Origin of the sequence: Sodalis sp. (in: enterobacteria), assembly GCF_047607725.1 — a bacterium.
In the GTDB taxonomy this organism is placed as follows: domain Bacteria; phylum Pseudomonadota; class Gammaproteobacteria; order Enterobacterales; family Enterobacteriaceae; genus JBLKSS01.
Genome location: NZ_JBLKSS010000070.1, coordinates 23,634 through 29,957, shown reverse-complemented (window position 1 = coordinate 29,957; position 6,324 = coordinate 23,634). Strand labels below are relative to the sequence as shown.

Below are 6,324 nucleotides of genomic sequence, written 5' to 3'. Positions count from 1 at the left end.
CACTGTGGTACAGCCGATGCCGAGCGCTGCTGCGATGGTGCGATTCGAGCGATGCTGCTCAAATTTCATGCGTAATACATTGATATATATGCASATTTMTRTTCTCGCGTTCTTCTTTTTACGTGCCATGCCAYACCCCCGGAAGCTAAAAGTCTCCAGAGTATGGCGGAACAGAAGATGAGCGATCGGACAGAATCGGAATCGCTGATCGGGCGACCGGAATCAGTGATCGGGTGAAATCGGAATCAGTAATCGGACGTGACCGGAACCAGAACCCGCCACATTGCTCATGTCGGCAAAATTGGACGGCAGATGATGACGGTGGAATTCCGCCAGCGGCAGACGCCAGAACGGTTCGTTCTCTTCGTCGGCGCTTTGCATCAACGCCGCCACCAGCGCGTCGTTAAAGCTGAACAAGGCGTGATAATCATTGCCCAGGGCGGTTTTCGCGGCGCCGGTCAAAGTAGCACAGTCGATAATCAACTGCGCCCGCGCCGCGCTGGCGTCGATAAGCCCATCCGCCAGCACCAGCCGGCCTTCCGCGTCGGTGTTCATCACTTCCACCGATTTGCCGTTGCGATACCGAATGATATCCCCCAGTTTGAAGGCGTTGCCGCTCACCATATTATCGGCACAGCACAGAATCATCCGCACCCGTTTGTTCAAAGCGCGACTGACGGCCAGCACCAGCGCGCCGGTCAGCGTGGCGGCACCGCCCATATCGGACTTCATCAAATCCATGAAACTGCTGCCCTTCAGGCTATAGCCACCGGTGTCGAAGGTGATGCCTTTCCCCACCAGGCAAGCCAGCACCGGCGCTTGCGCGTCGCCGCCCGGATTATAGTCCAGCGTCAATAATACCGGCTGGCGATCGGAGCCGCGGCCGACGGTATGCAGCCCCATATACTGGTTATCGAACAGATCGTCGGCTTTCGTGATGCGGTAGCTGATGGCGTCGTCAGCCGCGGCGGACATGATATCCACCGCGCGCGGCGCCAGCTGTTCCGGGCCAAGCTCCTCCGCCGGGGTATTATGGTGTGGCGCACCCAGTCAACGATTTGCAGCCGATTGTCCAGCTCTTTGCGCGCCGCCTCGGGCAACGTCGGCCACGTCACATGGCGTTTGCCTTTGGGCGCCCGATAGCCTTGCCAGAACGCCCAGCAGCGCGACCTGTTTATCCCCTGGCCGTCAATTTTGCGCCTCGCGCGCTGAATGGCGCTTAGCGCATCATCGCCCGTCAAATGGACGGTCATTCCGTGCTCGTCGGCGCTCAATAACGCCTTTTCGCCCCAGCGCGGGTCGGCGGGTGCGGTGGATAGCGTGAGCTGCATCGCTTCGGTCATCATGAGACTGCTCCAATAAATTAGGGTAGTAATGCCGTCTGTACGTATCCGGTACAGTGGGGTGTCATAGCGATCCCTGGCCGCCTGTGTCAAAGCGGCCGCCAGCCGCCTGGCTGGCCTGACCGCCGGCTGATGTGCTTCATCTAACCAGACCCTAACGGTCGCCGCCAGCAGTTTTTCTTCCAGCKCCGGCAACTGGCGCGAAAAGCAGTGGCGGGGTTATGGTCGTTGAAACCGATGACAAAAAAATGACAAAATCGCGCCGCAAGGTCTTGGCCGTGCGTGCCGCGGCGCGGCTTTGATCATTGCGGTAGCAACACCAGCGCCGGCATTGATGTTGCGGTGGAAGCGCCAACGGCGGCTGAGTTCATCGCTGTGGCAACGCCAGCGGCGGCTAAAGGTAAACATAAACGAGGGACCAAGCTGCTGAGCGGGCGAGCCGGCGGCGTACCTGAGCGCAGAGGGCAACGGCGGCGCGCAACATGCCGCCGTAAAAACGAGGGACGCCGCCGCCGAGAGAGACGGCATGCCAAAGGGGTGCGGGAGCGCTACCGGGGACTGCATGCCGTGGCAACGCGCTGGCGATTAGGGTTCTTAGCGCCCCATCCCGTTCGCGCCGGCGGCGCACTGCGGCGCGACCTCACGCAGTCGCGCAATGGCCGTCCGGGTCTGGCTGATGGCGTAATCTATTTCTTCCGGGGTAGTAAACCGCCCCAAAGAGAAACGAATGGAGCTGTGGGCAAGCTCATCATCCAGGCCCATGGCGCGCAAGACATAAGACGGCTCAAGGCTGGCGGAAGTACAGGCGGATCCTGTCGAGACCGCCAGATCCTTCAACGCCATGATAAGGGACTCACCGTCCACATCGCGAAAGCTAACGTTAAGCACCGTCGCCACGCCCTGCTGCAGGTCGCCATTAACCGGCACACCCCCTATCTGCTGCAGCCCCTGCCACAACCGGTCGCGCAGCGCCCGCAGGCGCGGCATTTCGCTCGCCAGCGCTTGCGCCGCGAGATGATAGGCTTCCCCCATCCCGACAATCTGGTGCACCGGCAGCGTCCCGGAGCGCATGCCGCGCTCGTGACCGCCGCCGTGAATTTGGGCCTCGACCCGCACCCTCGGTTTACGGCGTACGAACAAAGCGCCAATGCCCTTCGGCCCATAGACTTTATGGCCGCTGAACGACATCAGATCCACCGGCAACGCGGCCAGATCGATGGGCAATTTGCCGACGCTTTGCGTGGCGTCTACATGGAACAGCGCCCCGCGGGCGCGGCACAGTTCGCCAAAGGCCGCGATATCTTGGATCACGCCAGTTTCGTTGTTGACGTGCATCAACGACACCAGAATCGTGTCATCCCGCAGCGCATCGTTCAACTGCTGCGGGGTGACGATACCGTTCGCCGGCGGCACCAGCCAGGTAACGCTAAAGCCTTCCTGCTCCAGCTGCTGACAGGTATCTACCACCGCTTTATGCTCGGTGACGGCGGTAATGATATGGCGGCCTTTGGCGCGGCTGGCGTGAGCGGCCCCTTTCAGAGCCAGATTATCGGACTCGGTGGCGCCGGAAGTGAAAACGATTTCGCGGGGATCGGCCCCTACCAGGGCGGCGACCTGATTGCGGGCAATATCGACGGCTTCTTCCGCCTGCCAGCCGTAACGGTGGGAGCGGGAAGCCGGATTACCGAAAATACCGTCCAGCGTAAGATGCTGCATCATCTTCTCCGCCACCCGCGGATCAACCGGCGTCGTAGCGGAGTAATCAAGATAAATCGGTAATTTCATGAAGCGTTAACTCCGGGCATCAATAACAACGGATGCCCTTATTGTACTCAAGCGCGCAGGTTGACGTTAATCGTTTCCTGCGGTCGACCGTTGGCGATCGGATGGCGCGTATCATTATCTTGACGATCGGCGACATCGAGGATCTCTTCATTACTGACCAGTTCGGCCAGGGTAATGTTGTTAAGAAACTCGCTGATGCGTACGCTAAGATCGCGCCAGAGGGTATGGGTCAGGCAGCGATCGCCGCCCTGACAGCCCTCTTTACCATGGCAACGGGTGGCGTCTACTGATTCATCTACGGCGGTGATAATCGCGCCGACGGCAATCTGATCAGAGTCACGACCCAGCAAATAACCCCCACCCGGCCCCCGGACGCTCGCCACCAGCTCATGCTTGCGTAGGCGGGAGAAGAGCTGCTCCAAATAGGAAAGGGAAATGCCTTGGCGTTCGGAAATTTCGGCGAGCGGCACGGGGCCCTTGCCGGAGTGCAGGGCGACATCAAGCATGGCGGTAACCGCATAGCGGCCTTTGGAAGTCAGTCTCATGATTCAGAATACCGGTGAAAGTAACGTAGCAAAAGTCTGCCATTCCTGATTAAAATAGTCAACTATTTAACCGAGTAATTTGCTCAAGTATTTATTCCCTTCCACCGGCTGCGTTTACAGCGGCCGCCGGCGTAAATCTGTCCCCGGCTGAAGACTCTGACCGCGTCCGAAACGGCGTGGTGCCGCCGGCGATAGCTGCCGGAGTCCGGGATAAGTCATTCCTGCGGGCGAGCGCCGCCGGCGTTCTGAACACGTTAATCCTCCGGGCGATAGCCGCCGTCATCCGCAGGGGGCGTTTGCGGCTTTTGCGGATGCTCGATGGAGGTCAACATCCCACGTAGGATATTCAGCTCCTGGCTTTCCGGCCGCGCGCGATTGAATAGCCGACGCAGCTTGTTCATCACCAGCCCCGGATGGGCACGCCGGATGAAACCGGTCGCGCTCAGCACATGCTCCAAGTGTTGATAGAAACGCTCCAGATCTTCTGCCAAAGGATAAACCGAGGCTTCCTGCGCCGTCGCGTCCTGGCGCTGACTTTCCAGCCAGGCGACGCGGACTTCATACGCCAAAATCTGCACCGCCATCGCCAAGTTGAGGGAACTGTACTCAGGATTGGCCGGGATCTGGATATGGAAATGGCATTTTTGCAATTCATCATTGGTCAGACCGACGCGCTCACGGCCAAATAAAAGCGCTACCGGGGCCTGCGCCGCCTCCTGCACGCTTTTCACGCCGCACTCACGCGGCGCCAGCATCGGCCAGGGAAGTGTCCGCGAACGGGCGCTGGTACCCACCACCAGGCCACAGCCGGCCAACGCCTGATCGAGATTGTCAACCAGGGTAGCATTGCCGATAATATCACTGGCGCCGGCGGATAAGGCGATAGCCTGTGAATCGGGCTTATGCAGGGGATTGACCAGGTAGAGATTGTTTAATCCCATGGTTTTCATCGCGCGGGCGGTGAAGCCAATATTGCCGGTATGAGACGTTTCAACCAGAACGATGCGGATATTGTGCAGCATAATCTTACAAGTCAGAGGAAATGTGGCGATAGGGTAGCATAGCCGTAGGTTTTTTGCTGACGCTCTGCTATACTCTCATCTCAGCGCCGTTTTAGTTCTTTAACATCTCACAGTGGACGATATCCATGCATCCGATGCTCAACATCGTCATTCGCGCGGCGCGAAAGGCGGGTAATTTAATTGCCAAACATTACGAAACCCCTGATGCCGTCGAAGCCAGCCAGAAAGGCGACAACGACTTTGTCACTAACGTTGACCGCGAAGCGGAACGTTTGATTGTTGAAGTTATCCGCAAGTCCTACCCGCAGCACGCCATTATCGGCGAAGAGAGCGGCGAGCTGGCCGGCGAAGACACCGACGTACAATGGATTATCGACCCACTGGATGGTACCACCAACTTTATCAAGCGTTTCCCCCACTTTGCCGTTTCCATTGCCGTGCGCATAAAAGGCCGCACGGAAGTGGCCGTGATCTACGATCCTATGCGCAATGAGCTGTTCACCGCGTCCCGCGGCCAGGGTGCCCAGTTGAACGGCTACCGCCTGCGCGGCGGTAGCGCGCGCGATCTGGATGGCACCATTTTGGCCACCGGTTTTCCTTTCAAACAGAAACAGCATGCCAACAGCTATATCGCCCTGGTGAGCAAACTGTTCGTACAGTGCGTGGATTTCCGCCGCACCGGCTCCGCGGCGCTGGATCTTGCTTATGTGGCCGCCGGCCGCGTGGACGGTTTTTTTGAAATCGGCTTGAAGCCCTGGGACTTTGCCGGCGGCGAACTGCTGGTGCGTGAGGCGGGCGGTCTGGTCACCGATTTCACCGGCGGCCATAATCACCTGCTTTCCGGCAATATTGTGGCCGGTAATCCCCGCGTCGTGAAAGCCATGCTTTCGACCATGCGCGACGAGCTGAGCGAGGCGCTGAAGCGCTAAATTCTATCCAGGGCCGGCAGCGATGTGCCGGCCCTAGCGTTACGGGCTCAACGCCTGGCGCCGCCCAACAGGTTCTGTCTCCCCCCTTTCCGTTGCCGCTCTCTTTCCCCCCTCCCTGCCGTTTCCCTACCCCGTACTCGCCGTTGCCCCCGGTCTTACTTGCCGTTTAGCGCCCCATCACAGCGGCTCCTCGGGTTCACTCTTGCCATTCATCCCACGAGGTCATTCCCATGCCGGACAAATCGTGGTAGAGAAGTCACCTGGGGGAAAATCGCCGCGGCGACCCCTCCGAATGCCTCACCCACTCGTCAGTAAGGAGGACTGGATGCACAATCTGTTTGATTTAACGGGAAAACGGGCGCTCACCACCGGCGAGCGCCAGCGTTGACCATACCACATTATGCCACAGCGACGGCGCACGCGGCGTTATCAGCCGTTCGGCGACGCTACGGCCGAAAAACACCAGCAGCGTCAGCGCCGTACCCACGGCCATCATCAGCGCGGACAAGACGCCCCAGGCATACACGCCGATCACTTTGGCGAACAGCAGCACCAACACCGCGCCGGAGCAGGGGCGCAGTCCCATGGCCACCACCACGGCGGCGCGGTCGTACCAGCCGTCGGCCGCCCGCAATTCCTCATCCCGCGGTAAGTGGCGGTGCCCACAGCCGCAATCCGCGGGGTGGTAATGGTCCACCGG

At 59.5% G+C, this 6,324-nt stretch carries 5 protein-coding genes and 1 pseudogene; 1 reads left to right on the top strand and 5 read right to left on the bottom strand.

The window, feature by feature from the left end:
- Positions 1-270: 270 nt before the first annotated feature.
- From pepB to trmJ, 4 genes and pseudogenes are all read right to left on the bottom strand, one after another.
- Positions 271-1,343 (bottom strand): annotated as a pseudogene (pepB, locus tag ACMX3H_RS06950) (aminopeptidase PepB); the annotation flags it as partial.
- Between the two features lie 594 nt (positions 1,344-1,937).
- Positions 1,938-3,128 carry an IscS subfamily cysteine desulfurase gene (locus tag ACMX3H_RS06945; protein WP_415210276.1) on the bottom strand — a complete coding sequence of 397 codons (1,191 nt, stop codon included), beginning with the start codon at positions 3,126-3,128 and terminating at the stop codon, positions 1,938-1,940.
- Positions 3,129-3,175: 47 nt separating this feature from the next.
- Complete coding sequence (gene iscR, locus ACMX3H_RS06940; RefSeq protein ID WP_415210275.1) at positions 3,176-3,673, bottom strand: Fe-S cluster assembly transcriptional regulator IscR; 498 nt, start codon at positions 3,671-3,673, stop codon at positions 3,176-3,178.
- Positions 3,674-3,927: 254 nt separating this feature from the next.
- Positions 3,928-4,695 (bottom strand): tRNA (cytosine(32)/uridine(32)-2'-O)-methyltransferase TrmJ, encoded by a 768-nt coding sequence (gene trmJ, locus ACMX3H_RS06935; protein ID WP_415210274.1) that lies wholly within the window; start codon positions 4,693-4,695, stop codon positions 3,928-3,930.
- Between the two features lie 125 nt (positions 4,696-4,820).
- Between trmJ and suhB the strand changes: the two genes are divergently transcribed.
- Positions 4,821-5,624 (top strand): inositol-1-monophosphatase, encoded by an 804-nt coding sequence (gene suhB, locus ACMX3H_RS06930; protein WP_415210273.1) that lies wholly within the window; start codon positions 4,821-4,823, stop codon positions 5,622-5,624.
- Between the two features lie 343 nt (positions 5,625-5,967).
- On the opposite strand, the gene ACMX3H_RS06925 is transcribed toward suhB, so the two are convergent.
- Complete coding sequence (locus ACMX3H_RS06925; protein ID WP_415210272.1) at positions 5,968-6,321, bottom strand: nickel/cobalt transporter; 354 nt, start codon at positions 6,319-6,321, stop codon at positions 5,968-5,970.
- Between the last annotated feature and the right edge of the window lie 3 nt (positions 6,322-6,324).